Below are 23,466 nucleotides of genomic sequence, written 5' to 3'. Positions count from 1 at the left end.
CGAAGGAACCCCAGCATGGCCACTCCCCTGTCCGCCGACGCCCTCGTTGCCGCCCTGCGCGCGGAGGGTGTCACCGTCGTCGAACACCCCGGCTGGCGCACCAACAACCGTAACCACAAGGGCAGTTGGGGTCCGGTCAACGGCGTGATGATCCACCACACCGTCACCTCCGGCACCACCGCCACCGTCGCCCTCTGCTTCGGCGGCCGCTCCGACCTGCCCGGCCCGCTCTGCCACGGCGTCATAGCCAAGGACGGCACGGTGCACCTGGTCGGCAACGGGCGCGCCAACCACGCCGGCAGCGGCGACGGCGACGTCCTGCGCGCGGTCGCCGCCGAGAGCATCGCCCTGCCCGCCCCGAACCAGAACGACACCGACGGCAACACCCGCTTCTACGGCTTCGAGTGCGTCAACCTCGGGGACGGTAAGGACACTTGGCCCGCGGTCCAGCTGGACGCCATGGCCCGCGCGTCCGCCGCCCTGTGCCGGGCGCACGGCTGGAGCGCCGCCTCCGTGATCGGCCACAAGGAGTGGACCAGCGCCAAGATCGACCCCCGCGGGTTCACGATGGCCGGCTTCCGCGAACAGGTCACCGCCCGCCTCGCCAGGAAGCCCGCCGCGTCCCAAGCCTCCCCGGCTTCTCCGGCCACCCCCACCCACCAGCCCTTCCCCGGCGCCGCCTGGTTCAGGAAGAACCCCAGGTCCGCCGTCGTCACCGCCATGGGCAAGCGCCTGACCGCGGTCGGCTGCTCCGCCTACGCCGAAGGCCCCGGCCCCCAGTGGACCGACGCCGACCGCGCCTCGTACGCCAAGTGGCAGCGCAAGCTCGGCTACACCGGCGCCTCCGCCGACGGCTGGCCGGGCGCGAAGTCCTGGGCCGCGCTCAAGGTGCCGTACGTGAAGGAGGTCTGACCCGTGAAGGACACGACGAAGCGCACGCTCCGCACCCTCCTCCAGCCCACTCTCGGCATCGCTCCCTACGGGAGGCGCCGATGACCGACTCTGACCTGAACGACCCGATCGCCGTCGCCCTGGAACTGGAGCGCCTGCGCGGTTCGCTGGAGGCCGGCTTCGCCCGGGTCGACGGCTCGCTGGCCCTGCTCGTCCAGCGCAGCGACCAGACCGACAAGCAACTCGCCGACCACGAACGGCGCCTGGACGCCCTGGAGCGCTCCCGCTGGCCACTCGCCAGCGTGGGCGTCCTCGCGGCGCTCACCACCGCGGGCGTGGCCGTCGTGGAACTCACGGGTCGCTGACACGCCGAAGGGCGGCCACCCCTCGGGGTGACCGCCCTTCAACTCAGTTCAACCACTCACTGGTTGTACGGACCGTAGTCGTAGTCCTCCAGCGGAACGGCCTGGCCGGAGCCCGTGCCGAACGGCGAGTAGTCGATGTCGTCGTAGCCGACGGCCGAGTACATCGCGGCCTTGGCCTCCTCGGTCGGCTCGACCCGGATGTTGCGGTAGCGGGACAGACCCGTACCGGCCGGGATGAGCTTACCGATGATGACGTTCTCCTTGAGGCCGATGAGGCTGTCGGACTTGGCGTTGATCGCCGCGTCCGTCAGGACTCGGGTCGTCTCCTGGAAGGAGGCGGCCGACAGCCAGGACTCCGTCGCCAGCGAGGCCTTGGTGATACCCATCAGCTGCGGACGACCGGAGGCCGGGTGACCGCCCTCCTGGACCACACGACGGTTCTCGACCTCGAACTTCGAGCGCTCGACCAGCTCACCGGGCAGCAGCTCGGCGTCGCCGGACTCGATGATCGTCACCCGGCGCAGCATCTGCCGGATGATGATCTCGATGTGCTTGTCGTGGATCGACACACCCTGCGAGTTGTAGACCTTCTGGACCTCGCCGACCAGGTGGACCTGGACGGCACGCTGGCCCAGGATGCGCAGCACGTCGTGCGGGTTGGTGGCACCCACGGTGAGCTTCTGGCCCACCTCGACGTGCTCGCCCTCGCTGACCAGAAGACGCGCGCGCTTCGAGATCGGGAACGCCGTCTCGTCGCTGCCGTCGTCCGGCGTGATGACGATCTTCTTGGTCTTCTCGGTCTCCTCGATCCGCACCCGGCCCTGGGCCTCGGAGATCGGGGCGACACCCTTCGGGGTACGGGCCTCGAAGAGCTCGACGACACGCGGCAGACCCTGGGTGATGTCGTCACCGGCCACACCACCGGTGTGGAAGGTACGCATCGTCAGCTGGGTACCGGGCTCACCGATGGACTGGGCGGCGATGATGCCGACCGCCTCACCGATGTCGACCAGCTTGCCGGTGGCCAGCGAGCGGCCGTAGCACATGGCGCAGGTGCCGACCTGGGACTCACAGGTCAGGATCGAGCGGGTCTTGACCTCCTCGACACCGTGGTGCACGAGCTGGTCGATGAGCACGTCGCCCAGGTCCACGTTGGCCGGCGCGATCACCTTGCCGTCGATGACGACGTCCTCGGCGAGCATACGGGCGTAGACGCTGGTCTCGACGTCGTCCGCCTTGCGCAGCACGCCGTCGGCGCCGCGCGAGGCGATCCGCAGCTTCAGACCGCGCTCGGTGCCGCAGTCCTCCTCGCGGATGATGACGTCCTGCGAGACGTCCACCAGACGACGGGTCAGGTAACCCGAGTCGGCGGTACGCAGGGCGGTGTCGGCCAGACCCTTACGGGCACCGTGGGTGGAGATGAAGTACTCCAGCACGGACAGGCCCTCACGGAAGGACGCCTTGATGGGACGCGGGATCGTCTCGTTCTTGGCGTTCGACACCAGACCACGCATACCGGCGATCTGCCGCATCTGCATCATGTTTCCTCGGGCACCCGAGTCAACCATCATGAAGATGGGGTTCGTCTTGGGGAAGTTCTCGTTCATCGCCTCGGCGACCTCGTTGGTCGCCTTGGTCCAGATCGCGATGAGCTCCTGAGTGCGCTCTTCCTTGGTGATCAGACCGCGCTCGTACTGCTTCTGGACCTTCTCGTCCTGCGCCTCGTAGCCCTTGACGATCTCCTTCTTCGCCTCGGGAACGACGACGTCGGAGATGGCGACGGTGACACCGGAACGGGTCGCCCAGTGGAAGCCGGCCGCCTTCAGGTTGTCGAGCGTCGCCGCCACGATGACCTTGGGGTAGCGCTCGGCGAGGTCGTTGACGATCTCGGAGAGCTGCTTCTTGCCGACCGAGTAGTCGACGAACGGGTAGTCCTCGGGCAGCAGCTCGTTGAAGAGCGCGCGGCCCAGGGTCGTCCGCAGGCGGAAGGAGTCACCGATCTGGTACTCCGGGTCGCCCTCCTCGACGGCCGGCGGGGTCCAGCCGCGCGGCGGGATGGTGCCCACCGGGAAGCGGATGTCGATCGACGACTGGAGCGCGAGCTCGCCGGCGTCGAACGCCATGATCGCCTCGGCGGTGGAGCCGAACGCCCGGCCCTCGCCCTTGGTGTCCCGCAGCTCGCCGTCGGTGGTGAGGAAGAACAGACCGAGGACCATGTCCTGGGTCGGCATCGTCACCGGACGGCCGTCGGCGGGCTTGAGGATGTTGTTCGAGGACAGCATCAGGATGCGGGCCTCGGCCTGCGCCTCCGCGGACAGCGGCAGGTGCACGGCCATCTGGTCACCGTCGAAGTCCGCGTTGAACGCGGTGCAGACGAGCGGGTGGATCTGGATGGCCTTGCCCTCGACCAGCTGCGGCTCGAAGGCCTGGATGCCGAGGCGGTGCAGGGTGGGTGCACGGTTCAGCAGCACCGGGTGCTCGGCGATGACCTCTTCGAGGACGTCGTACACGACGGTGCGACCGCGCTCCACCATGCGCTTGGCGCTCTTGATGTTCTGCGCGTGGTTGAGGTCCACGAGCCGCTTCATCACGAACGGCTTGAAGAGCTCCAGCGCCATCGCCTTGGGCAGACCGCACTGGTGCAGCTTCAGCTGCGGGCCGACGACGATGACGGAACGCGCCGAGTAGTCGACTCGCTTGCCGAGCAGGTTCTGACGGAAGCGGCCCTGCTTGCCCTTGAGCATGTCGGACAGCGACTTCAGCGGACGGTTGCCAGGGCCCGTGACCGGACGGCCACGACGGCCGTTGTCGAACAGCGCGTCCACGGCCTCCTGGAGCATGCGCTTCTCGTTGTTCACGATGATCTCGGGCGCACCGAGGTCGAGAAGGCGCTTCAGGCGGTTGTTGCGGTTGATCACACGGCGGTACAGGTCGTTCAGGTCGGAGGTCGCGAAGCGGCCACCGTCCAGCTGCACCATCGGGCGAAGGTCCGGCGGGATGACCGGCACGCAGTCCAGCACCATGCCCTTGGGGCTGTTGCTGGTCTGCAGGAACGCGGAGACGACCTTGAGGCGCTTGAGCGCACGGGTCTTCTTCTGGCCCTTGCCGGTGCGGATGATCTCGCGGAGGCGCTCGGCCTCCTCGTCCAGGTCGAAGGACTCCAGGCGCTTCTGCAGCGCCGCGGCACCCATCGAACCGTCGAAGTACGTGCCGAAGCGGTCACGCAGCTCGCGGTAGAGGAGCTCGTCGCCCTCCAGGTCCTGGACCTTGAGGTTCTTGAAGCGGGTCCACACCTCGTCGAGACGGTCGATCTCGCGCTGCGCACGGTCGCGCAGCTGCTTCATCTCACGCTCGGCACCCTCGCGCACCTTGCGGCGCACGTCGGCCTTGGCACCCTCGGCCTCCAGCTCGGCCAGATCGGCTTCGAGCTTCTTGGCGCGGGCCTCCAGGTCGGCGTCCCGGCGGTTCTCGACCTGCTGGCGCTCCACCGAGACATGCGCCTCCAGGGAGGGCAGGTCGCGGGTACGGCGCTCCTCGTCGACGTACGTGATCATGTACGCCGCGAAGTAGATGACCTTCTCGAGGTCCTTGGGGGCGAGGTCGAGCAGGTAGCCCAGCCGCGACGGAACGCCCTTGAAGTACCAGATGTGGGTGACGGGAGCGGCCAGCTCGATGTGGCCCATCCGCTCACGGCGCACCTTGGCGCGAGTGACCTCGACGCCGCAGCGCTCACAGATGATGCCCTTGAACCGGACACGCTTGTACTTGCCGCAGTAGCACTCCCAGTCCCGGGTCGGACCGAAGATCTTCTCGCAGAAGAGTCCGTCCTTTTCGGGCTTGAGGGTGCGGTAGTTGATGGTCTCGGGCTTCTTGACCTCGCCGTGGCTCCACTGACGGATGTCGTCAGCGGTGGCCAGACCGATCCGGAGCTCATCGAAGAAGTTGACGTCGAGCACTATGCGTCAATCCCTCTCAGGGTTGTAAGTCTTGGGGTCTGAAACGGGGGTCCAGGGGCCGGCCGGAGGTTCCTCACCAGGGCCTCCGGCCGGACTCCCGTCAGACCTCTTCGACGCTGCTCGGCTCGCGCCGGGACAGGTCGATGCCGAGCTCTTCCGCAGCGCGGAAGACGTCCTCGTCGGTGTCGCGCATCTCGATGGACATGCCGTCCGAGGACAGCACCTCCACGTTGAGGCACAGCGACTGCATCTCCTTGATGAGCACCTTGAAGGACTCGGGGATGCCCGGCTCGGGGATGTTCTCGCCCTTGACGATGGCCTCGTAGACCTTCACGCGGCCGGTGACGTCGTCGGACTTGATGGTCAGCAGCTCCTGGAGGGCGTACGCGGCGCCGTAAGCCTCCAGCGCCCACACCTCCATCTCACCGAAGCGCTGGCCACCGAACTGGGCCTTACCACCCAGCGGCTGCTGGGTGATCATCGAGTACGGACCGGTCGAGCGGGCGTGCAGCTTGTCGTCGACCAGGTGGTGGAGCTTGAGGATGTACATGTACCCGATCGAGATCGGGTCCGGGAACGGCTCACCGGAGCGGCCGTCGAACAGCCTCGCCTTACCGGTCGGCTGCACCATGCGCTCGCCGTCGCGGTTCGGGATGGTGTGGTTCAGCAGACCCGCGAGCTCGTCCTCACGCGCACCGTCGAAGACCGGCGTGGCGACGTTGGTGCCCGGGGCGACCTGGTCGGCGCCGATGGCCTGGAGGCGCTGCGCCCAGTCGTCGGCGAGACCGGAGACGTCCCAGCCGCGGCTGGCGAGCCAGCCGAGGTGGATCTCCAGGACCTGTCCCGGGTTCATTCGGGACGGCACACCGAGCGGGTTGAGGATGATGTCGACCGGGGTCCCGTCCTCGAGGAACGGCATGTCCTCGATGGGCAGGATCTTGGAGATGACGCCCTTGTTGCCGTGGCGGCCGGCGAGCTTGTCACCGTCGGTGATCTTGCGCTTCTGCGCGACGTAGACGCGCACCAGCTGGTTCACACCGGGGGGAAGCTCGTCGCCCTCCTCGCGGTCGAAGACGCGGACGCCGATGACCTTGCCGGTCTCGCCGTGCGGCACCTTCAGCGAGGTGTCACGGACCTCACGGGCCTTCTCACCGAAGATCGCGCGCAGCAGGCGCTCCTCGGGGGTCAGCTCGGTCTCACCCTTGGGCGTGACCTTGCCGACGAGGATGTCGCCGGCGATGACCTCGGCACCGATCCGGATGATGCCGCGCTCGTCGAGGTCGGCGAGGACCTCCTCGGAGACGTTCGGGATGTCCCGGGTGATCTCCTCGGGGCCGAGCTTGGTGTCACGGGCGTCGACCTCGTGCTCCTCGATGTGGATCGAGGAGAGGACGTCGTCCTGCACGAGGCGCTGCGACAGGATGATCGCGTCCTCGTAGTTGTGACCCTCCCACGGCATGAACGCCACGAGCAGGTTCTTGCCGAGGGCCATCTCGCCGTTCTCGGTGGCCGGACCGTCGGCGAGGACCTGGCCCTCGACGACCCGGTCGCCCTCGTCGACGACGACCTTCTGGTTGACCGAGGTGCCCTGGTTGGAGCGGGCGAACTTGGCCAGCCGGTAGGTGATGTACGTGCCGTCGTCGTTGCTGGTGGTGATGTAGTCCGCGGAGACCTCCTGGACCACACCCGCCTTCTCGGCCTTGACCACGTCACCGGCGTCGGCGGCGGAGCGGTACTCCATGCCGGTGCCGACGAGCGGGGACTCGCTCTTGATGAGCGGCACGGCCTGACGCATCATGTTCGCGCCCATGAGGGCACGGTTGGCGTCGTCGTGCTCCAGGAACGGGATCATGGCGGTCGCGACCGACACCATCTGGCGCGGCGAGACGTCCATGTAGTCGACGTCGTCACCGGGGACGTAGTCGACCTCGCCGCCACGGCGGCGGACCAGGACGCGGTTCTCGGTGAAGCGCATGTCGTCGTCGAGCGTGGCGTTGGCCTGCGCGATGACGAATCGGTCCTCTTCGTCGGCCGTCAGGTAGTCGACCTCGTCGCTGACCTGGCCGTCGACGACCTTGCGGTACGGCGTCTCGATGAAGCCGAACGGGTTGATCCGGCCGTACGAGGCGAGCGAACCGATCAGACCGATGTTCGGGCCTTCGGGCGTCTCGATCGGGCACATGCGGCCGTAGTGCGAGGGGTGCACGTCACGGACCTCGAAGCCGGCCCGCTCACGGGAGAGACCACCCGGGCCGAGGGCGTTCAGACGACGCTTGTGCGTCAGCCCCGACAGCGGGTTGTTCTGGTCCATGAACTGGGACAGCTGCGACGTACCGAAGAACTCCTTGATCGACGCCACCACGGGGCGGATGTTGATCAGGGTCTGCGGGGTGATCGCCTCGACGTCCTGGGTGGTCATGCGCTCGCGCACGACGCGCTCCATACGGGCGAGACCCGTACGGACCTGGTTCTGGATCAGCTCACCGACGTTACGGATACGGCGGTTGCCGAAGTGGTCGATGTCGTCGGTCTCGACGATGATCTCGCGGCCCGACTCGGCGACCGTCTCGGTCTCACCGGCGTGCAGCTTCACCAGGTACTTGATGGTGGCGATGATGTCGTCGGTGGTGAGCACGCCGGCGTCCAGCGGCTCGTCCGCGCCGAGCTTCTTGTTGACCTTGTAACGGCCGACCTTGGCGAGGTCGTAGCGCTTCGGGTTGAAGTACAGGTTCTCCAGAAGCGTCTGCGCGGCCTCGCGCGTGGGCGGCTCGCCCGGACGCAGCTTGCGGTAGATGTCGAGCAGCGCGTCGTCCTGGCCCTGGGTGTGGTCCTTCTCCAGGGTGGCGCGCATCGACTCGTACTCGCCGAACTCTTCGAGGATCTGCTCGGTGGTCCACCCGAGAGCCTTCAGGAGCACGGTGACGGACTGCTTGCGCTTGCGGTCGATACGGACACCGACCATGTCGCGCTTGTCGATCTCCATCTCCAGCCAGGCACCCCGGGAGGGGATGATCTTGGCGGAGAAGACGTCCTTGTCGGAGGTCTTGTCGATGGAGGAGTCGAAGTAGACACCGGGCGAACGGACGAGCTGCGACACCACGACACGCTCGGTGCCGTTGATGACGAAGGTGCCCTTGTTCGTCATGAGCGGGAAGTCGCCCATGAAGACCGTCTGGGACTTGATCTCGCCGGTCTCGTTGTTGGTGAACTCAGCCGTCACGAAGAGCGGGGCGGCGTACGTGAAGTCGCGCTCCTTGCACTCGTCGATGCTGTTCTTCGGCGGCTCGAAGCGGTGGTCGCGGAAGGTCAGCGACATCGACCCGGAGAAGTCCTCGATCGGGGAGATCTCCTCGAAGATCTCCTCGAGACCGGACTTGGTGGGGACGTCCTGACCGGACTCCAGAGCCTCCTCGACCCGACTCTGCCAAGCGGTGTTCCCGAGCAGCCAGTCAAAGCTCTCGGTCTGCAGCGCGAGCAGGTTGGGAACCTCGAGGGGCTCCTTGATCTTTGCAAAGGAGATGCGCAGCGGGGCGGTGCTGGCGCCGTGGTTCGTATTCGCGTTCGAGGCATTGCGCGAGGCGGCCAAGAGGGGTCCTTCCGAGGGCTCGGACTCACTACGCGCGTACCGGTCCCTCTCCTGCACACGACGAATGAAATCCCTGGTCAGGGAGGTTTTGATCGTCGTTGCTGAGGCGAGGACAGACCCCTGGTGACGGGCAGGGGGCAGCTAACAGGCAGCGCAAAGGGTCAGTGTAGCCACTTGGCGCACTGATGTCCAGCCCCGATTTTCTTTGGTCCTCGTCACCCTCAACGCCTTCGGCATGCCTGCCCTCAACGCACGTTGATACTGCCCTCTTCGTCGCCGATCCATGCCTCGGATTCGGACCGTTCTGGCGACGCGTCCTGAGAATTGCGCGCTGCGTGCGGTTCGTCAAGGCCCCCCAGCCCGAACCAGGGCATTCGGGAGACACGACGAAGATCACCATACCCCTCGCCGGGGCGGGAGCAAGGCAACCGCGGCCACCCCTCCAGGAACGCCGAAGAGCGACCACCCGGATGGATGATCGCTCCTCGGCGCTTACGCGTTACAGGTCCAGCGGGACCTGCGAGAGGTGTTACTTGACCTCGACAGCGGCACCGGCGCCCTCGAGCGCCTCCTTGGCCTTGTCCGCGGCCTCCTTGTTGACCTTCTCCAGAACCGGCTTCGGCGCACCGTCGACCAGGTCCTTGGCCTCCTTGAGGCCCAGGGAGGTGAGCTCGCGCACGACCTTGATGACCTGGATCTTCTTGTCGCCGGCGCCGGTGAGGACGACGTCGAACTCGTCCTTCTCCTCCGGGGCGTCGGCAACGGCGGCCGGGCCGGCGGGGCCCGCGACGGCGACCGCGGCGGCGGCGGTGACGTCGAACTTCTCCTCGAACGCCTTCACGAACTCGGAGAGCTGGATCAGGGTCATCGTCTCGAACTCGGCGAGCAGTTCGTCCTGGGTGAGAGCCACGATGGCTTTCCTTCCACTAATTTCGGCTGGTGCCGGATGTACATGTCTGGCGGGCGTACGGTCGGCCCGCTACGACCTCTGCCTGGCGACCGGGGGCCTCAGGCGGCGGTCATGATGCGAGCCGAGTTACTCGGCACCGCCCTGCTCGTCCTGCTTGGCACGGAGCGCGTCCACGGTGCGGACGAGCTTCGAGGGAAGCGCCTGGAAGAGCTGTGCAGTCTGCGTCTGCTTGCCCTTCATGGCGCCCGCCAGCTTGGCGAGCAGAACCTCGCGGGACTCGAGGTCCGCGAGCTTCTTGATCTCGTCGGCGGACAGCGCCTTGCCGTCAAGGACACCGCCCTTGATGACGAGGTTCGGGTTGTCCTTGGCGAAGTCACGAAGACCCTTCGCCGACTCCACCGGGTCACCGGTGACGAAGGCGACCGCCGTCGGACCGTTGAACAGGTCGTCGAGCGTCGAGATCCCGGCCTCGTTGGCCGCAATCTTGGTCAGCGTGTTCTTCACCACGGCGTACTGGGCGTTCTCACCGAGCGAACGACGCAGCGTCTTGAGCTGCGCCACGGTGAGACCCCGGTACTCGGTCAGCACAGCGGCGTTCGAGCTACGGAACTGCTCCGTGAGCTCGGCCACCGCGGCGGCCTTGTCGGGCCTTGCCATAAGCGTCGGCCTCCTTCCGGGTGATGAGGACCGCTCGGAAGGGGCTGGGGAAAACGAAACGCCCCGGCGCAGGCGCACGGGGCGTAGCTCGACCTTCACGGACGGATCCGGACGGGAGCACTTCCACAGTCACCTGCGCGGGTCGTCCGCGGTTCAGCGGATCCTTCGGCCACCGCACCCTCTCGCGAGCGCACGGCAACGACCAGCGGTCTTTGGCTTCTGTAGGAGCGTACGTGACCGGATCCCTGTCAAGCAAATCCGGTCCTACGGCGCTCAGCTGCTCTGGAGTCCCTTCATCATCTCGGCGAGGTCGGCGGTGTCCTTGGCGGGCGGGGCCGTGACGTCGACCGGCTTGTTGTAGTCGAGGAAGGTGATCGTCATGTCGAGCGGGCCCTTGTCGGCCTGGCCCTTCATCCGGAGCTGCTTGGCGTGGTCCTGGCCGTCGATCCACATGTCCATCGTCAGCTTGTCGATGCCGAGCTTCTCGTACTGCTGAAGGCTCTTCTCGCGCGCCTCGCGGACGTCCTTGCTCTCCTTCTTGAGGGAGGCCTTGAGGTCGGCGAGGGTGACGGTGCCCCGGTAGTGGGTGGTCTTCACGCCCTCGACGGTCTCGGTGCCGACCTTCTTCACGTCCTTGGCGCCGGTGAGGAAGCCGGCCTCGGCCGTGGGGTTCTGCTCGGCCTGGCCGGCGCCCGCTCCGGCCGCGCCGAGCTGCTCGTCGCTCAGGCTGGACAGGTCGAACTTGAGCCAGCTCTTGCCGTCCATCTCCTTCGCCATCTCGGGGTTGCCGCCGATGTACATGGCCTTGTCGACGAGCCGGATCTCCGCCGTGCCCTGGGCGCCCTGGGAGGGCACCTTCATCTTCATGGTCATCGCGACGGTGGGCTTGAGCCGCATGGAGGCGTCGGCCGTGACCTGCCCCTGCTCCGGGAACTCGCCCTTCATCCGGTAGTGCAGGGAGGTGATGGCCTCCGTGTTCTTCGCGGCCTTGGCGACGGCGGCCGCCGGAGTCATCTTCGGCGACTCCTCGCCCCCGCCCTTGGCGCAGCTCACCGCTCCCGCGGCGAGGGCGACGGCGGCGATCCCGGCGCCGATGGTCCGACAGCGCGCGGAACGTCGTACAGAAGTGCTCATAGCAGCCCCCCATGGAATGCATGTCCGATACACAGCAAGGACGTGAGCCTAGCGGAGTGTGGTTGCGATGCTCTCCTGGTTTCCGTGGGACTCAAGAGGGCTTCAGGAGGGTCTTGAAGTCCGCCGTGTCGGCGGCCGGGGGTCTGCGGACGGTGACCGGTACGCCGTAGTCGCTGTAGTGGGCGGTCTGGGTCACCCGGCCGTTCGCGGTGCCGGCCTTCTCGACCTTCTTGACGAGGAGGTCGCGGTCGTCGATCCAGATGTCGACGGTCTCGGTGGTGACCCCGGCGTCCTCCAGGCGCTCCTTCAGGGACGCGTCGGTGACGTCCTCGGTGGCCACGGTCCCGGAGTAGTGGGTGGTGGCCCGGCCGTCGACCCTCTCCTCGCCGACCTCGCGCACGTCCGCGGAGTGCAGCAGCAGCTTCACCGACTGGTCGGGGGTGGTGGAGCGCATCTGGTCGGCGAGCTCGGCGCCGCCGCCGAGGTTCTTGAGATCGTCGTACGCGTACTTCAGCCAGTGCTTGCCGCCGATCTTCGCGGCGAAGGCGTCGCCCAGGCGCGCGTAGTAGGCGTCGGTGAGATAGCGGGCCTCCATGGAGGTCACGCCGAGGCCGCGCATCGTCTCGGCCGCGGTGCCGCCGGTGTACGCGATCTCCAGGGTGCCGGAGAGGCCGTCCCCCCAGGACAGCAGCCCGTCGGCGGTGAGGGAGAGCTGGCTGCCCATCACGGTCGCAGAGCGGACCCGGGCGGAGTCCGCTCCCTCGGTGGCGCGCTCGGCCGTGCGCAGGGCGGGCAGGGCGACGGGAGCCTTCGCGGTGGGTGTCCTCGCGGACCGGTCGGAGGAGCCGGAGGAGGTGCAGCCGGCCAGCGCGAGCGCCAGCGCGAAACAGACCGACACCGTCGCCGTGCGCTTCATCCGTCCCCCTGTGCCCGTGCCCTGTCCGCACGCTAACCCAGAGCACGGCCTTCCCACACGGGAACGGGCCCCGCACCTCGAAGGTGCGGGGCCCGTGGAACCTGCCGGTGTCTCAGACCGCGGCCGGGTCCTCCTCGACGAGGAGGTTGCGGGTGCGGTTCGGGTCGAGCTGGATGCCGGGGCCCATCGTGGTGCTGATGGCGGCCTTCTTGATGTAGCGACCCTTGGCGGCGGACGGCTTCAGACGGAGGATCTCCTCCAGGGCCGCGCCGTAGTTCTCCACCAGCTTGTCGTCGTCGAAGGACGTCTTGCCGATGATGAAGTGCAGGTTCGAGTGCTTGTCGACGCGGAACTCGATCTTGCCGCCCTTGATGTCCGTGACAGCCTTCGTCACGTCCGGGGTCACGGTGCCGGTCTTGGGGTTCGGCATGAGACCACGGGGACCGAGCACGCGGCCGAGGCGGCCGACCTTGCCCATGAGGTCCGGGGTGGCGACGACGGCGTCGAAGTCCAGACGGCCCTTCGACACCTCGTCGATGAGCTCGTCGGCGCCGACGATGTCGGCGCCCGCGGCACGCGCGGCCTCGGCACGGTCACCGGTCGCGAAGACCAGGACCCGGGCGGTCTTACCGGTGCCGTGCGGGAGGTTCACGGTGCCACGGACCATCTGGTCGGCCTTGCGCGGGTCGACACCCAGACGGAAGGCGACCTCGACGGTGCCGTCGAACTTGGTCGTGGAGGTCTCCTTGGCGAGACGGACGGCCTCGAGCGGGGCGTACTGCTTCTCCCGGTCGATCTTGGCGTCCGCAGCGCGGAGAGCCTTGCTGCGCTTGCTCACAACTGCTCCTGTGTGTGCTTAGGAGTCGTGGTACGGGCCGAGCCGGCCCTGCCACTTCTGCTTTGTACGGGGGGGGTGGGCTCAGCCCTCGACCGTGATGCCCATGGAGCGGGCGGTGCCGGCGATGATCTTCGCCGCGGCGTCCAGGTCGTTGGCGTTCAGGTCGGGAAGCTTGGTCGTGGCGATCTCGCGGACCTGCGCCTCGGTGATCTTGGCGACCTTGGTCTTGTGCGGCTCGCCGGAGCCCTTCTCGACACCCGCGGCCTTGAGGATCATCTTGGCGGCCGGCGGCGTCTTGGTGATGAAGGTGAAGGAGCGGTCCTCGTAGACCGTGATCTCCACCGGGATCACCCAGCCACGCTGCGACTCGGTCGCGGCGTTGTACGCCTTGCAGAACTCCATGATGTTGACGCCGTGCTGACCGAGCGCGGGGCCGACCGGCGGGGCGGGGTTCGCCGCACCGGCGTTGATCTGGAGCTTGATGAGCCCCGTGACCTTCTTCTTCTTGGGAGGCATAGCTCTCCGGGTCCTTTCGATTCGGGTCCTGCCTGCGAGCGGGGACCACCCGAACGCAGGCATACCGCACAACGATAACGGGTATAGATGCGCGGCCAAAAACCGAGCAGGTCAGACGGGCCGCGAAAGCCCGCCTGACCTGGTCGGAAGCTCTGCCGGAAGAACTCAGTTCTTCTGGATCTGGTCGAAGCTCAGCTCGACCGGGGTCTCGCGGCCGAAGATCTCCACCAGGCCCTTGACCTTCTTGGAGTCGGCGTTGATCTCGTTGATCGTGGCCTGGAGGGTGGCGAAGGGGCCGTCGGTGACGGTGACCGAGTCGCCGACCTCGAAGTCCAGCACCTGGACCTCGACCTTGCGCTGCGGCGCCGGCTTGCCCTCGGCCTCGGCGGCCTCGCGGGCGGCCTTCTCCTCGGCCTCCGGGGCGAGCATCTTGACGATCTCGTCCAGGGTCAGCGGGTACGGGTCGTAGGCGTTGCCCACGAAGCCGGTCACGCCGGGGGTGTTGCGGACGACGCCCCAGGACTCGTTCGTCAGGTCCATGCGGACCAGGACGTACCCGGGAAGCTTGTTCTGGCGGATCGTCTTGCGGTCGCCGTTCTTGATCTGGACGACCTCTTCCTGCGGCACCTCGGCCTGGAAGATGTAGTCCTCGACGTTCAGCGAGACGGCACGCTGCTCGAGGTTGGTCTTCACGCGGTTCTCGTAACCGGCGTACGTGTGGATGACGTACCACTCGCCGGGCAGGGTCCGCAGTTCCTCGCGCAGGGCGGCGACGGGGTCCACCGGCTCGGCCGGCTCCTCCTCGACGAGCGCCTCTTCCTCGTCCTCGACGTCTTCGACGTCGCCGCCGGACTCTTCCTCGGCGTCGCCGGGCTCGGCGTCGGCAGCCTCGACCTCGTCCAGGTCCTCGTCCGCGCCCTCGACGATGTCGAGCTCGTCATCCACGAGCTCGTCTGCTTCGACGGCCTCGTTCAGGTTCGGGTCAGACACTGTGGCTGCTTCTTCCTGGATACATAGGGGTGGAACACGCGAAAGGGGCGCCGGTGACGGCGCCCTTCGCTCTCGGCTCAGCCGAAGACGTACTTCGCGGCGTGGTTGAGTCCATAGTCAATCACGGTGACCAGGCCGATCATCACGATGACGAACACGATCACGACGGTCGTGTACGTGGTGAGCTGGCTGCGCGTGGGCCAGACGACCTTGCGCAGCTCGGCGATGATCTGCCGGTAGAAGGTCGCCAGACGCTTCAGCGGGCCCTTCTTGGCGCGCTTGCCGCCCTTACGAGTCTTCTTCTGAGACTCCGGCGCCTCGTCCTGGGCATCAGGCGTGTCGATGGAGCCCACGGCGTCCGCCATTCGTCCTCACCTGTTCCCGGGTCGTGGCCGTGCCGCGCCCGGTCTGAGCCGCACGGCGGTGCATTGCTGTACGTACGTTGTGTAGCAGGGCCGGAGGGACTTGAACCCCCAACCGCCGGTTTTGGAGACCGGTGCTCTACCAATTGAGCTACGACCCTTTGATGTCCCCCAACGTACCGCATCCGCTTGGATGCCCGGTTGAAGGCCAACGAGGTGAGAGTGTACGTGCTCCGTGGCCCTCCGTCGAACAGAAAGCACCTGCAAGGGCCTTGGGCACGGAAGATCGCCCAGCACAGGGGGTGAATCCGGACGGTTGTTCAGCTGTTGTTCAGTCTGTGAAACCCGCGTGCCGGGCACGTTTCCGGTCTGGAACGATGGGCCCATGAGCGCTGCAACCCCTCCCACCGAGCGCCGGGTCTCCGCCCGAGTCGGCGCGATCTCCGAGTCCGCCACCCTCGCCGTGGACGCCAAGGCCAAGGCCCTCAAGGCCGCCGGGCGTCCGGTGATCGGCTTCGGCGCCGGCGAGCCCGACTTCCCGACCCCGGACTACATCGTCCAGGCCGCGATCGAGGCCTGCTCGAACCCGAAGTACCACCGCTACACGCCGGCCGGCGGCCTCCCCGAGCTGAAGGCCGCGATCGCCGCGAAGACGCTGCGTGACTCCGGCTGGGAGGTCGACGCCTCCCAGGTGCTCGTCACCAACGGCGGCAAGCAGGCGATCTACGAGGCCTTCGCCGCGATCCTCGACCCGGGCGACGAGGTCATCGTCCCGGCGCCGTACTGGACGACGTACCCGGAGTCGATCCGGCTGGCCGGCGGTGTCCCGGTGGAGGTCGTCGCGGACGAGACCACCGGCTACCGCGTGAGCGTGGAGCAGCTGGAGGCGGCCCGGACCGAGAACACCAAGGTCCTGCTCTTCGTCTCCCCCTCCAACCCGACCGGCGCCGTCTACACGCGCGCGCAGGTCGAGGAGATCGGCCGCTGGGCCGCCGAGAAGGGCCTGTGGGTCCTGACCGACGAGATCTACGAGCACCTGGTCTACGGCGACGCCGAGTTCCACTCCCTGCCCGTGGTCGTGCCCGAGCTGGCCGACAAGACCATCGTGGTCAACGGTGTCGCCAAGACGTACGCCATGACCGGCTGGCGGGTGGGCTGGGTCATCGGCCCCAAGGACGTCGTCAAGGCCGCGACCAACCTCCAGTCGCACGCCACCTCCAACGTGTCGAACGTCGCCCAGGTGGCCGCGCTCGCCGCCGTCTCCGGCGACCTGTCGGCCGTGGAGGAGATGAAGGAGGCCTTCGACCGGCGCCGCAAGACCATCGTGCGGATGCTGGGCGAGATCGAGGGCGTGCTCTGCCCGGAGCCCGAGGGCGCCTTCTACGCGTACCCCTCGGTCAAGGCCCTGGTCGGCAAGGAGATCCGCGGCAAGCGCCCGCAGGACACGGTCGAGCTGGCCGCGCTGATCCTGGAGGAGGCCGAGGTCGCGGTCGTCCCCGGCGAGGCCTTCGGCACGCCCGGCTATCTGCGGCTGTCGTACGCCCTGGGTGACGAGGATCTCGTCGAGGGCGTCAGCCGGATCCAGAAGCTGCTCGCGGAGGCCCGGGACTGAGGTCCGCCACCGCCGAGAGCACCTCCGAAATTTCGGGGGTGCTCTCTTGTTTCTTTGTGCGAGCAAGACCACTAAAGGGGAAAGCGGTACCGGGACGCCCGTGCCGTACGGCAGGATCCTGGGATGGAGCACGTACGTGATGTCTCTGAGCTGCCGAAAGCCCATCTGCACCTGCACTTCACCGGCTCGATGCGCCCGGCGACGGTGCTGGAACTGGCCGACAAGTACGGTGTGCGGCTGCCCGAGGCGCTGACCGAGGCACTGACCAGCGGGGAGCCCCCGAAACTGCGGGCCACGGACGAGCGCGGCTGGTTCCGCTTCCAGCGGCTGTACGACGCCGCCCGCTCGTGTCTCAGGGAGCCCGACGACATCCGGCGGCTGGTGCGGGAGGCCGCGGAGGAGGACGTCCGCGACGGCTCGGGGTGGCTGGAGATCCAGGTCGACCCCACGTCGTACGCCCCCCGGCTCGGCGGGCTGATCCCGGCGCTGGAGATCATCCTGGACGCGGTGGAGACGACCTCGCGCGAGACCGGGCTCGGGATGCGGGTGCTGGTGGCCGCGAACCGCATGAAGCACCCTCTGGACGCGCGCACGCTGGCCCGGCTCGCGGTGCGGTACGCGGACCGGGGCGTGGTGGGCTTCGGGCTGTCGAACGACGAACGCCGGGGCATGGCGAGGGACTTCGACCGGGCGTTCCACATCGCGCGGGAAGGCGGTCTGCTCTCTGCCCCGCACGGCGGTGAACTGACCGGCCCGTCGTCGGTGCGGGACTGCCTGGACGATCTGCACGCCGACCGGGTCGGGCACGGGGTGCGGGCGGCGGAGGACCCGCGGATGCTGAAGCGGCTCGCGGACCGGCAGGTGACCTGCGAGGTGTGTCCGGCGTCGAACGTGGCGCTCGGGGTGTACGAGAAGCCGGAGGACGTGCCGCTGCGCAAGCTGTTCGAGGCCGGGGTGCCGATGGCGCTCGGCGCCGACGACCCGCTGCTCTTCGGCTCGCGACTGGCCGCGCAGTACGAGATCGCCCGGCAGTACCACGGCTTCACGGACGAGGAACTGGCGGAGCTGGCCCGCCAGTCGGTCCGGGGTTCGGCGGCGCCGGAGGACATGAAGACGAAGCTGCTGGCCGGGGTGGACGACTGGATCAGCCGGCCGGCTCCTTGAAGCGAACGAGAACCTCGTAGGGGTGACCCCCGGCCCGCCGCGAACGTGCGCGCGTGCGGGGTCTGAACTCGGTGAGCCTCAGCCGCGATTCCGCCCTGTCGGGTGCTACAGGCTCACTCCGACCGTCACCGGTTCGTTGACGAGGGTCACGCCGAACGTGTCCCGCACGCCCGCGACGACCTCCCTCGCCAGCGCCAGGAGGTCCTCCGTCGTGGCCCCGCCCCGGTTCGTCAGCGCGAGGGTGTGCTTCGTGGAGATACGGGCCCTTCCGGTGCCGTAGCCCTTGGTGAAGCCGGCCTTGTCGATCAGCCAGGCCGCGGAGGTCTTCGTACGGCCCTCCCCCGCCGGGTAGGCGGGCGGCTCGGCCGTGTCGCCGAGACGCTCGCGCACGCGCGCGTGGAAGGCCGCGAACTGCTCGTCGGTCAGGATCGGGTTGGTGAAGAAGGAGCCCGCCGACCAGGTGTCGTGGTCCTCGGGGTCCAGGACCATGCCCTTGCCCGCGCGCAGCTTCAGCACGGCGGCGCGGGCGTCGGCGACCGGGACGCGGTCGCCGGGCTCCACGCCGAGGGCTCGCGTGGCCTCCGCGTACCGCAGGGGTGCAGAGAGGCCGTCCGCGTCCTCCAGCTCGAAACGGACGCGGAGGACGACGTAGCGGTCGGGGTCCGCCTTGAAGCGGCTGTGCCGGTAGGCGAACGCGCACTGTTCGTTGGTGAGCGTCACCGTCTCGCCGGTACGGCGGTCGTAGGCGACGACCTCCGTGATCGTCGAGGAGACTTCCTGGCCGTAGGCGCCGACGTTCTGGATCGGGGTGGCGCCCGCGGAGCCGGGGATGCCGGCGAGGCACTCGATACCGGCGAGTCCGGCGGTCACTGCGTGCGCCACGGCGTCGGTCCAGGTTTCGCCGGCGGCCAGTTCGAGGTGGGTGCCGGTGAGGTCGATGCCCTTGGTGGCGATGGCGAGGGCGGTGCCGTCGAAGCCCTTGTCGCCGATGACGAGGTTGGAGCCGCCGCCGATGAGCAGGAGGGGGGTGCGGGTGGCGTCTGCCTCCTGGACTGCCGCGATCACCTCGGCGTCGGTCGTCGCGGTGACGAGGCGGGTGGCCGGGCCGCCGAGGCGGAAGGTGGTCAGGGGGGCGAGGGGGGCGTCGTGTCGTTCCTGCACGGGGTCAAGCGTACGGGGGCCTGCGGCGCGTTGGCCGGGTACGGTGCGGCTTGGTGGGGGCGGGCGTTTTGCGCAGTTCCCCGCGCCCCTAAAAGACGCCCACGGTTCGGTGGTGGGTCGGGGCCGGGGGCGGGGGGTATCCGTCCTCGGTCCGGCGGTGCTGTCGATTGAGAAGTACTGGATAACGGACGCCGGCCGCTGCGGGCGGACACCCCCCGCCCCCGACCCCTGCGCGCCGTACGCGGCCGACAAAAGACCGTTCAGGTGAGCTCTTTTAGGGGCGCGGGGAACTGCGCGACCAGCCCCCACCGGGCCGCACCCGCCAAACCGCCGAACCCGCCACCCCCTCAGGCGACAATGACCCGGTGCGGTACAGAATCCTGGGTGTCACAGAGGCGGTGGACGATCACGGCGCCGTCATACCCCTCGGCGGTCCGCGTCTTCGCGCGCTGCTCGCCCTCCTCGCGCTCCGGCCGGGCCGTACCGTTTTGCCCGAGACCCTGATCGACGAGATCTGGACGGAGACGCCGCCTCAGGATGCCCCCGCCGCGCTCCAGGCCTTGGTCGGGCGTCTGAGGCGGGTTCTCGGGCGGGACGCCATCGTCTCCGAACCCGGTGGGTATCGGCTCGCGGCGGCGGAGGACGCCGTGGACATCGCGGTTTTCGAACAGCTCGTACGGCAGGGTACGGGCGCCCTCCGGCACGGTGATCCCGGCACCGCCGCCCGGGATCTCACCGCCGCCCTCGGGCTGTGGCGCGGTCCCGCTCTTGCCGATCTTCCCGACCGGGCCGCCGCCACCCGGCTCGACGCGCTGCGGCTGGAGGCCACCCGGGCCCGCGGGGAGGCGTATCTGCTGCTCGGCCGTGGCCAGGACGTCGTGCCGGAGCTTCAGGAGCTGGTCGCCGCGCATCCGTACGACGAACCGCTGCATGTGCTTCTCATCCGCGCCCTGCGGGACGGTGGCCGTCCGGCCGACGCTCTCGCCGCCTACGAGAGCGCCCGCCGTGTTCTCGCCGACGGCCTCGGTGCCGACCCCGGTGCTGAACTGCGAGCCCTGCATGCAGAGCTGCTCGCGCCGTCGGAGCCGTCCGGTTCGCTCAGGCGGCCACGAATCGAACGCAGCGGCAACCTTCGTACGCGACTCACCTCTTTCGTGGGGCGGGAACCTGAACTCGCCGCCATCCGTTCCGACATGCACAGGGCCCGCCTCGTCACCCTCACCGGACCGGGCGGCTCGGGGAAGACCCGTCTCGCCGAGGAGGCCGCCGCCGGGCTTCCGCAGGCGTGGCTGGTCGAGCTGGCGCCGCTCGACCGGCCGGAGGCGGTGCCCGGCGCGGTGGTCAGTGCGCTCGGTCTGCGCGAGACCGTGCTCATGACCACCGAGTTGAGCGCCCCGCAGGACGACCCGGTCGCCCTGCTCGTCGAGTACTGCGCCGCGCGCAGCCGACTCCTGATCCTTGACAACTGCGAGCATGTGATCGACGCGGTGGCCGGCCTCGCGGAGACCCTCCTCACCCGCTGCCCGGGGCTCACCGTCCTCGCCACCAGCCGTGAACCCCTGGGCGTGCCGGGGGAGTCGGTGCGGCCGGTCGAGCCCCTCCTGCCCGACCAGGCGCACCGGCTGTTCGCCGAGCGTGCCGCCGCCGTCCGTCCCGACGCGGCCGCCGTGCTCGCCGACGAGGAGGCCGTCGCCGAGATCTGCCGGCGTCTGGACGGGCTGCCGCTCGCCATCGAGCTCGCGGCGGCCCGGCTGCGGCTGCTCACACCCCGCCAGATCGCCGACCGTCTCGACGACCGCTTCCGCCTCCTCACCACCGGGAGCCGTACGGTCCTGCCCCGCCAGCAGACCCTCCGTGCCGTCGTCGACTGGTCCTGGGAGCTGCTCGACGAGCGGGAGCGGACGGTGCTGTGCGAGGCGTCCGTGTTCGCGGGCGGCTGGGAGCTGGAGGCGGCCGAGGCCGTGTGCAGCGGGCCGGTCGCCGAGGTGCTCGGTGCGCTCGTCGACAAGTCCCTGATCGTGGCCGCCCCTTGCGAGCGGTCCGGTGCCGACGGCCGTATGCGCTACCGCATGCTGGAGACGATCCACGAGTACGTCGTCGAGCGGGCCGCCGAGCGTCCTCGGGCGCGTGCCGACGCCGAACTGCGCCATCGCGCCTGGGTGCGCGCCCTGGTGGAGGAGGCCGAGCCGCGGCTCCGCTCGGCCGGTCAACTGCCGTGGATCTCCCGCCTGGAGACCGAACTCGACAACATCCGCACCGCCCTGGACCGTGCCCTCACCGCGGGCGCGGAAGAGGAGGCCGGCGCCCTGGTGCTCGCCATGGGCTGGTTCTGGTGGCTGCGCAACTACCGGAGCGAGGGCGCGGCCTGGGTCGGGCGGGTGCTGCGGCTGGGGGCGGGGGCGTCGGTGCCCCACCGGGTGCGCCCCGAGGAACCCCACCACCGGCTCCGGATGAACGTCCGGATGCTGGACGTCTTCCTCAGGGCGGAGACCGAGCTGGAGCGCGGCCTTGACCAGGACACCCGCCGGTACGTCGAGGTCGTACGGGCCCACTTCAAGGAGGGCGGGCCGGACGCAGCCCGGATGCCCGGTATCGCCTGGCCGCTGACCGGCCTGGTCCTCGCGGACTCCCTGGAGCTGCGGGCCGACATGGACAGGGCCGTCGCCCACTGCCGTGCCCACGGCGACGCGTGGGCGGTGGCCGTCGTCCTGATGTTCCGCACCCACACCGCGGTCGACTCCCAGGGCGGCCTGGCCGGCGTGGACGACGACCTGGCGGAGCTGCGCGTGCTCGGCCCCCGTATCGGCGACCGCTGGCTCCGCGCCCAGATCAGCAGCGCCGCCGGTGAGGCGGCCATGGCCCGCACCCGGCTCCCGGAGGCCAAGGAGGCGTACGAGGAGGCGCTGCGGCTCGCCTACGAGGTCGGGGCGTACGCCGAGACGCCGTTCCTCATCGCCCGGCTCGCCGAGGTCGCCTACCGCACGGGCGACCGGCAGGCCGCGCTGGCCGCCCTGGAGGAGGCGAGCGAGGCCGGTGACCGGTACGGCGTCGCGGAGACCTGGGCCTTCGTCCGGCTGCTGTACGCCTACATGGCCCTGGAGGACAAGGACGTCGCCCGCGCGCGCGAACTGCTCGACGCGGTCCGCGCGGACGTCCAGGAGACCTCGGCGCCGCCTCAGTTCACCGTGATGTTCCACTCGATGGAGGCGATGGTGACCGTCGCCGAGTCCGGCCCGGAGCACGGTCTGCCCCTGATGGCCGCGACCGTCCGCGAGGCGGTCGAGAAGCGCTGCGCCGACACCGTCGTGGCCACCCTCGTCGACGCCACGGCCACCCTCCTCACCGACCTGGGCGACCTCCCGCGCGCGGTACGGCTGCTCGCCGCCGCCGAGCGCTGGCGCGACGGCAGCCCCCGCCCGCACCCGGAGCGCGAGCAGGTCGACCGGGCCGAGGCGACGGCCCGCACCACGCTCGGCCCGGCCCGCTACACCGCGGAGCACACCCGAGGCACCCCGCTCACCCCGCGGCAGGTCCTCGAAGAACTGGACGAGGCGCTCCGGCCCGGCGCGGCTACCCGCAGCTGAACTTCGACTCGGCCCAGTCGGCGAGCATCAGGTCGTCCCAGTGACTGTGCGGCTCGACCACCAGGCGTACGGTCGTGCGCCCCGCGAGGTTCACATGGACCGGCACCGCCGGGTCCCCGCCCGCCACCAGCCCGGACCTCCACAGCCGCACCCCGTCGGCGTACACCGAGAAGTACATCCTGCCGAGCCCCAGCGTCATGTCGTCGACGCCGACGAGCGCGTCGTACGACGTGCACGCGCGGTTGAGGTCGACGGTGACGGAGGAGTCGCCGTGGACGGTCACCCCGTGGGCGTACTCCCGGCCGCCGATCGAGACGCCGTACCGCTGCCAGACCCAGCTGCTCTCGCCGATCCGCATCTCGGGCCCGGTGCCGTCGCCCGAGACGTCGTACGACAGCTCGCTCCACTGGTAGACGGCCGGTGGCGGCGGGGGGACCGGGGCGGGTGTCGGGGTGGGAGTGGGTGTCGGGGTCGGCTCGGGCTTCGGGGTGGGGGTCGGTGTCGGCGTCGGGGTGCGCTTCGGCGTGGGGGTGGGCGACGGCGTGGGCGTCGGGGTCGGGGAGGCTGCCGCGACGATCACCGGGGGCTGTGGTTCCGGTGTCGTCGGCGTGGGTGTCGGGGTGTTTCTGGCGGGCTCGATCACCGGTGTGGACGCGGGCGGTTTGGCGTCCGGCTTCTTCTCCGGCTCACTGTGGTTCATCAGGGCGAGCGCCACCGCCGTGGCCGCCACCGCGACCACACCGGCCGCGATACCGGCCTTCACGGGCGCGCCCAGCCCCTCCGAGGCGGCCGCGCCCCCGGCCGTGCCCCCCGAGGAACCGCTC

17 protein-coding genes and 1 tRNA gene are annotated in these 23,466 nt (G+C 69.0%); 5 read left to right on the top strand and 13 right to left on the bottom strand.

The genetic code is table 11. From position 1 onward, the window contains the following. The first annotated feature begins 15 nt into the window (after positions 1-15). Both ABZ896_RS06025 and ABZ896_RS06020 read left to right on the top strand, forming a co-directional pair. On the top strand, positions 16-912 hold the full coding sequence (locus ABZ896_RS06025) for a peptidoglycan-binding protein (protein ID WP_360922626.1): 897 nt from the start codon (positions 16-18) through the stop codon (positions 910-912). Positions 913-992: 80 nt separating this feature from the next. Further along, positions 993-1,256, top strand: a complete 264-nt coding sequence (locus tag ABZ896_RS06020; protein ID WP_360922623.1) for a hypothetical protein — start codon at positions 993-995, stop codon at positions 1,254-1,256. Between the two features lie 56 nt (positions 1,257-1,312). On the opposite strand, the gene ABZ896_RS06015 is transcribed toward ABZ896_RS06020, so the two are convergent. The 11 genes from ABZ896_RS06015 to ABZ896_RS05965 all read right to left on the bottom strand — a co-directional run bounded on the left by ABZ896_RS06015 (position 1,313) and on the right by ABZ896_RS05965 (position 15,282). Further along, positions 1,313-5,212 (bottom strand): DNA-directed RNA polymerase subunit beta', encoded by a 3,900-nt coding sequence (locus tag ABZ896_RS06015; protein ID WP_360922620.1) that lies wholly within the window; start codon positions 5,210-5,212, stop codon positions 1,313-1,315. 100 nt (positions 5,213-5,312) lie between these two features. Continuing rightward, a complete protein-coding gene (gene rpoB / locus ABZ896_RS06010) occupies positions 5,313-8,798 on the bottom strand; it encodes a DNA-directed RNA polymerase subunit beta (protein WP_360922618.1) in 3,486 nt (1,161 codons plus the stop codon). A gap of 529 nt (positions 8,799-9,327) precedes the next feature. Further along, positions 9,328-9,711, bottom strand: a complete 384-nt coding sequence (gene rplL / locus ABZ896_RS06005) for a 50S ribosomal protein L7/L12 (RefSeq protein ID WP_360922879.1) — start codon at positions 9,709-9,711, stop codon at positions 9,328-9,330. Between the two features lie 123 nt (positions 9,712-9,834). Beyond that, positions 9,835-10,365, bottom strand: a complete 531-nt coding sequence (rplJ, locus tag ABZ896_RS06000; RefSeq protein ID WP_351748947.1) for a 50S ribosomal protein L10 — start codon at positions 10,363-10,365, stop codon at positions 9,835-9,837. Between the two features lie 273 nt (positions 10,366-10,638). Further along, on the bottom strand, positions 10,639-11,499 hold the full coding sequence (locus ABZ896_RS05995; protein ID WP_360922614.1) for a DUF1396 domain-containing protein: 861 nt from the start codon (positions 11,497-11,499) through the stop codon (positions 10,639-10,641). 91 nt (positions 11,500-11,590) lie between these two features. Continuing rightward, positions 11,591-12,415, bottom strand: coding sequence for an LppX_LprAFG lipoprotein (locus ABZ896_RS05990; RefSeq protein WP_360922611.1), 825 nt, complete (start codon positions 12,413-12,415; stop codon positions 11,591-11,593). Between the two features lie 112 nt (positions 12,416-12,527). After that, positions 12,528-13,253: a 50S ribosomal protein L1 gene (gene rplA / locus ABZ896_RS05985; RefSeq protein WP_360922608.1), complete on the bottom strand. Its 726-nt coding sequence runs from the start codon at positions 13,251-13,253 to the stop codon at positions 12,528-12,530. Between the two features lie 81 nt (positions 13,254-13,334). Beyond that, complete coding sequence (gene rplK / locus ABZ896_RS05980; protein WP_286256205.1) at positions 13,335-13,769, bottom strand: 50S ribosomal protein L11; 435 nt, start codon at positions 13,767-13,769, stop codon at positions 13,335-13,337. Between the two features lie 165 nt (positions 13,770-13,934). Next, positions 13,935-14,759 (bottom strand): transcription termination/antitermination protein NusG, encoded by an 825-nt coding sequence (nusG, locus tag ABZ896_RS05975; RefSeq protein WP_360922604.1) that lies wholly within the window; start codon positions 14,757-14,759, stop codon positions 13,935-13,937. Positions 14,760-14,836: 77 nt separating this feature from the next. Continuing rightward, the gene (gene secE / locus ABZ896_RS05970) at positions 14,837-15,124 is read right to left on the bottom strand and encodes a preprotein translocase subunit SecE (protein ID WP_360922601.1); all 288 of its coding nucleotides are present in this window, start codon (positions 15,122-15,124) and stop codon (positions 14,837-14,839) included. A gap of 85 nt (positions 15,125-15,209) precedes the next feature. Further along, positions 15,210-15,282: transfer RNA gene (locus ABZ896_RS05965), tRNA-Trp, on the bottom strand. 224 nt (positions 15,283-15,506) lie between these two features. Between ABZ896_RS05965 and ABZ896_RS05960 the strand changes: the two genes are divergently transcribed. Together ABZ896_RS05960 and ABZ896_RS05955 are read left to right on the top strand one after the other, a co-directional pair. Further along, positions 15,507-16,733: a pyridoxal phosphate-dependent aminotransferase gene (locus tag ABZ896_RS05960; protein WP_360922598.1), complete on the top strand. Its 1,227-nt coding sequence runs from the start codon at positions 15,507-15,509 to the stop codon at positions 16,731-16,733. 123 nt (positions 16,734-16,856) lie between these two features. After that, complete coding sequence (locus ABZ896_RS05955) at positions 16,857-17,897, top strand: adenosine deaminase (RefSeq protein WP_360922595.1); 1,041 nt, start codon at positions 16,857-16,859, stop codon at positions 17,895-17,897. Positions 17,898-18,002: 105 nt separating this feature from the next. Here ABZ896_RS05955 and ABZ896_RS05950 read toward each other — a convergent pair whose 3' ends face one another. Beyond that, positions 18,003-19,058, bottom strand: a complete 1,056-nt coding sequence (locus tag ABZ896_RS05950) for a UDP-N-acetylmuramate dehydrogenase (RefSeq protein ID WP_360922592.1) — start codon at positions 19,056-19,058, stop codon at positions 18,003-18,005. A gap of 365 nt (positions 19,059-19,423) precedes the next feature. Between ABZ896_RS05950 and ABZ896_RS05945 the strand changes: the two genes are divergently transcribed. Continuing rightward, complete coding sequence (locus ABZ896_RS05945; protein ID WP_360922589.1) at positions 19,424-22,642, top strand: BTAD domain-containing putative transcriptional regulator; 3,219 nt, start codon at positions 19,424-19,426, stop codon at positions 22,640-22,642. Here the strand turns inward: ABZ896_RS05945 and ABZ896_RS05940 are convergent. Next, a partial coding sequence (locus ABZ896_RS05940) for an NPCBM/NEW2 domain-containing protein (RefSeq protein ID WP_360922586.1) occupies positions 22,629-23,466 on the bottom strand: 838 nt, incomplete at its 5' end. The two genes, ABZ896_RS05945 and ABZ896_RS05940, sit on opposite strands and share 14 nt — an antisense overlap.

The sequence above is a fragment of the Streptomyces sp. NPDC047072 genome, from assembly GCF_040643855.1.
Lineage (GTDB): Bacteria > Actinomycetota > Actinomycetes > Streptomycetales > Streptomycetaceae > Streptomyces.
Note: the sequence above shows the minus strand (reverse complement) of the source record. Positions and strands in the feature narration are given on the sequence as shown.

Excerpts from the sequence above, each read along its gene's own strand:
- ABZ896_RS06025 (WP_360922626.1), top strand. The coding sequence starts at position 16 with ATGGCCACTCCCCTGTCCGCCGACGCCCTCGTTGCCGCCCTGCGCGCG.
- ABZ896_RS06020 (WP_360922623.1), top strand. The coding sequence starts at position 993 with ATGACCGACTCTGACCTGAACGACCCGATCGCCGTCGCCCTGGAACTG.
- rplJ (WP_351748947.1), bottom strand. The coding sequence starts at position 10,365 with ATGGCAAGGCCCGACAAGGCCGCCGCGGTGGCCGAGCTCACGGAGCAG.
- ABZ896_RS05995 (WP_360922614.1), bottom strand. The coding sequence starts at position 11,499 with ATGAGCACTTCTGTACGACGTTCCGCGCGCTGTCGGACCATCGGCGCC.
- ABZ896_RS05990 (WP_360922611.1), bottom strand. The coding sequence starts at position 12,415 with ATGAAGCGCACGGCGACGGTGTCGGTCTGTTTCGCGCTGGCGCTCGCG.
- rplK (WP_286256205.1), bottom strand. The coding sequence starts at position 13,769 with ATGCCTCCCAAGAAGAAGAAGGTCACGGGGCTCATCAAGCTCCAGATC.
- secE (WP_360922601.1), bottom strand. The coding sequence starts at position 15,124 with ATGGCGGACGCCGTGGGCTCCATCGACACGCCTGATGCCCAGGACGAG.
- ABZ896_RS05960 (WP_360922598.1), top strand. The coding sequence starts at position 15,507 with ATGAGCGCTGCAACCCCTCCCACCGAGCGCCGGGTCTCCGCCCGAGTC.
- ABZ896_RS05955 (WP_360922595.1), top strand. The coding sequence starts at position 16,857 with ATGGAGCACGTACGTGATGTCTCTGAGCTGCCGAAAGCCCATCTGCAC.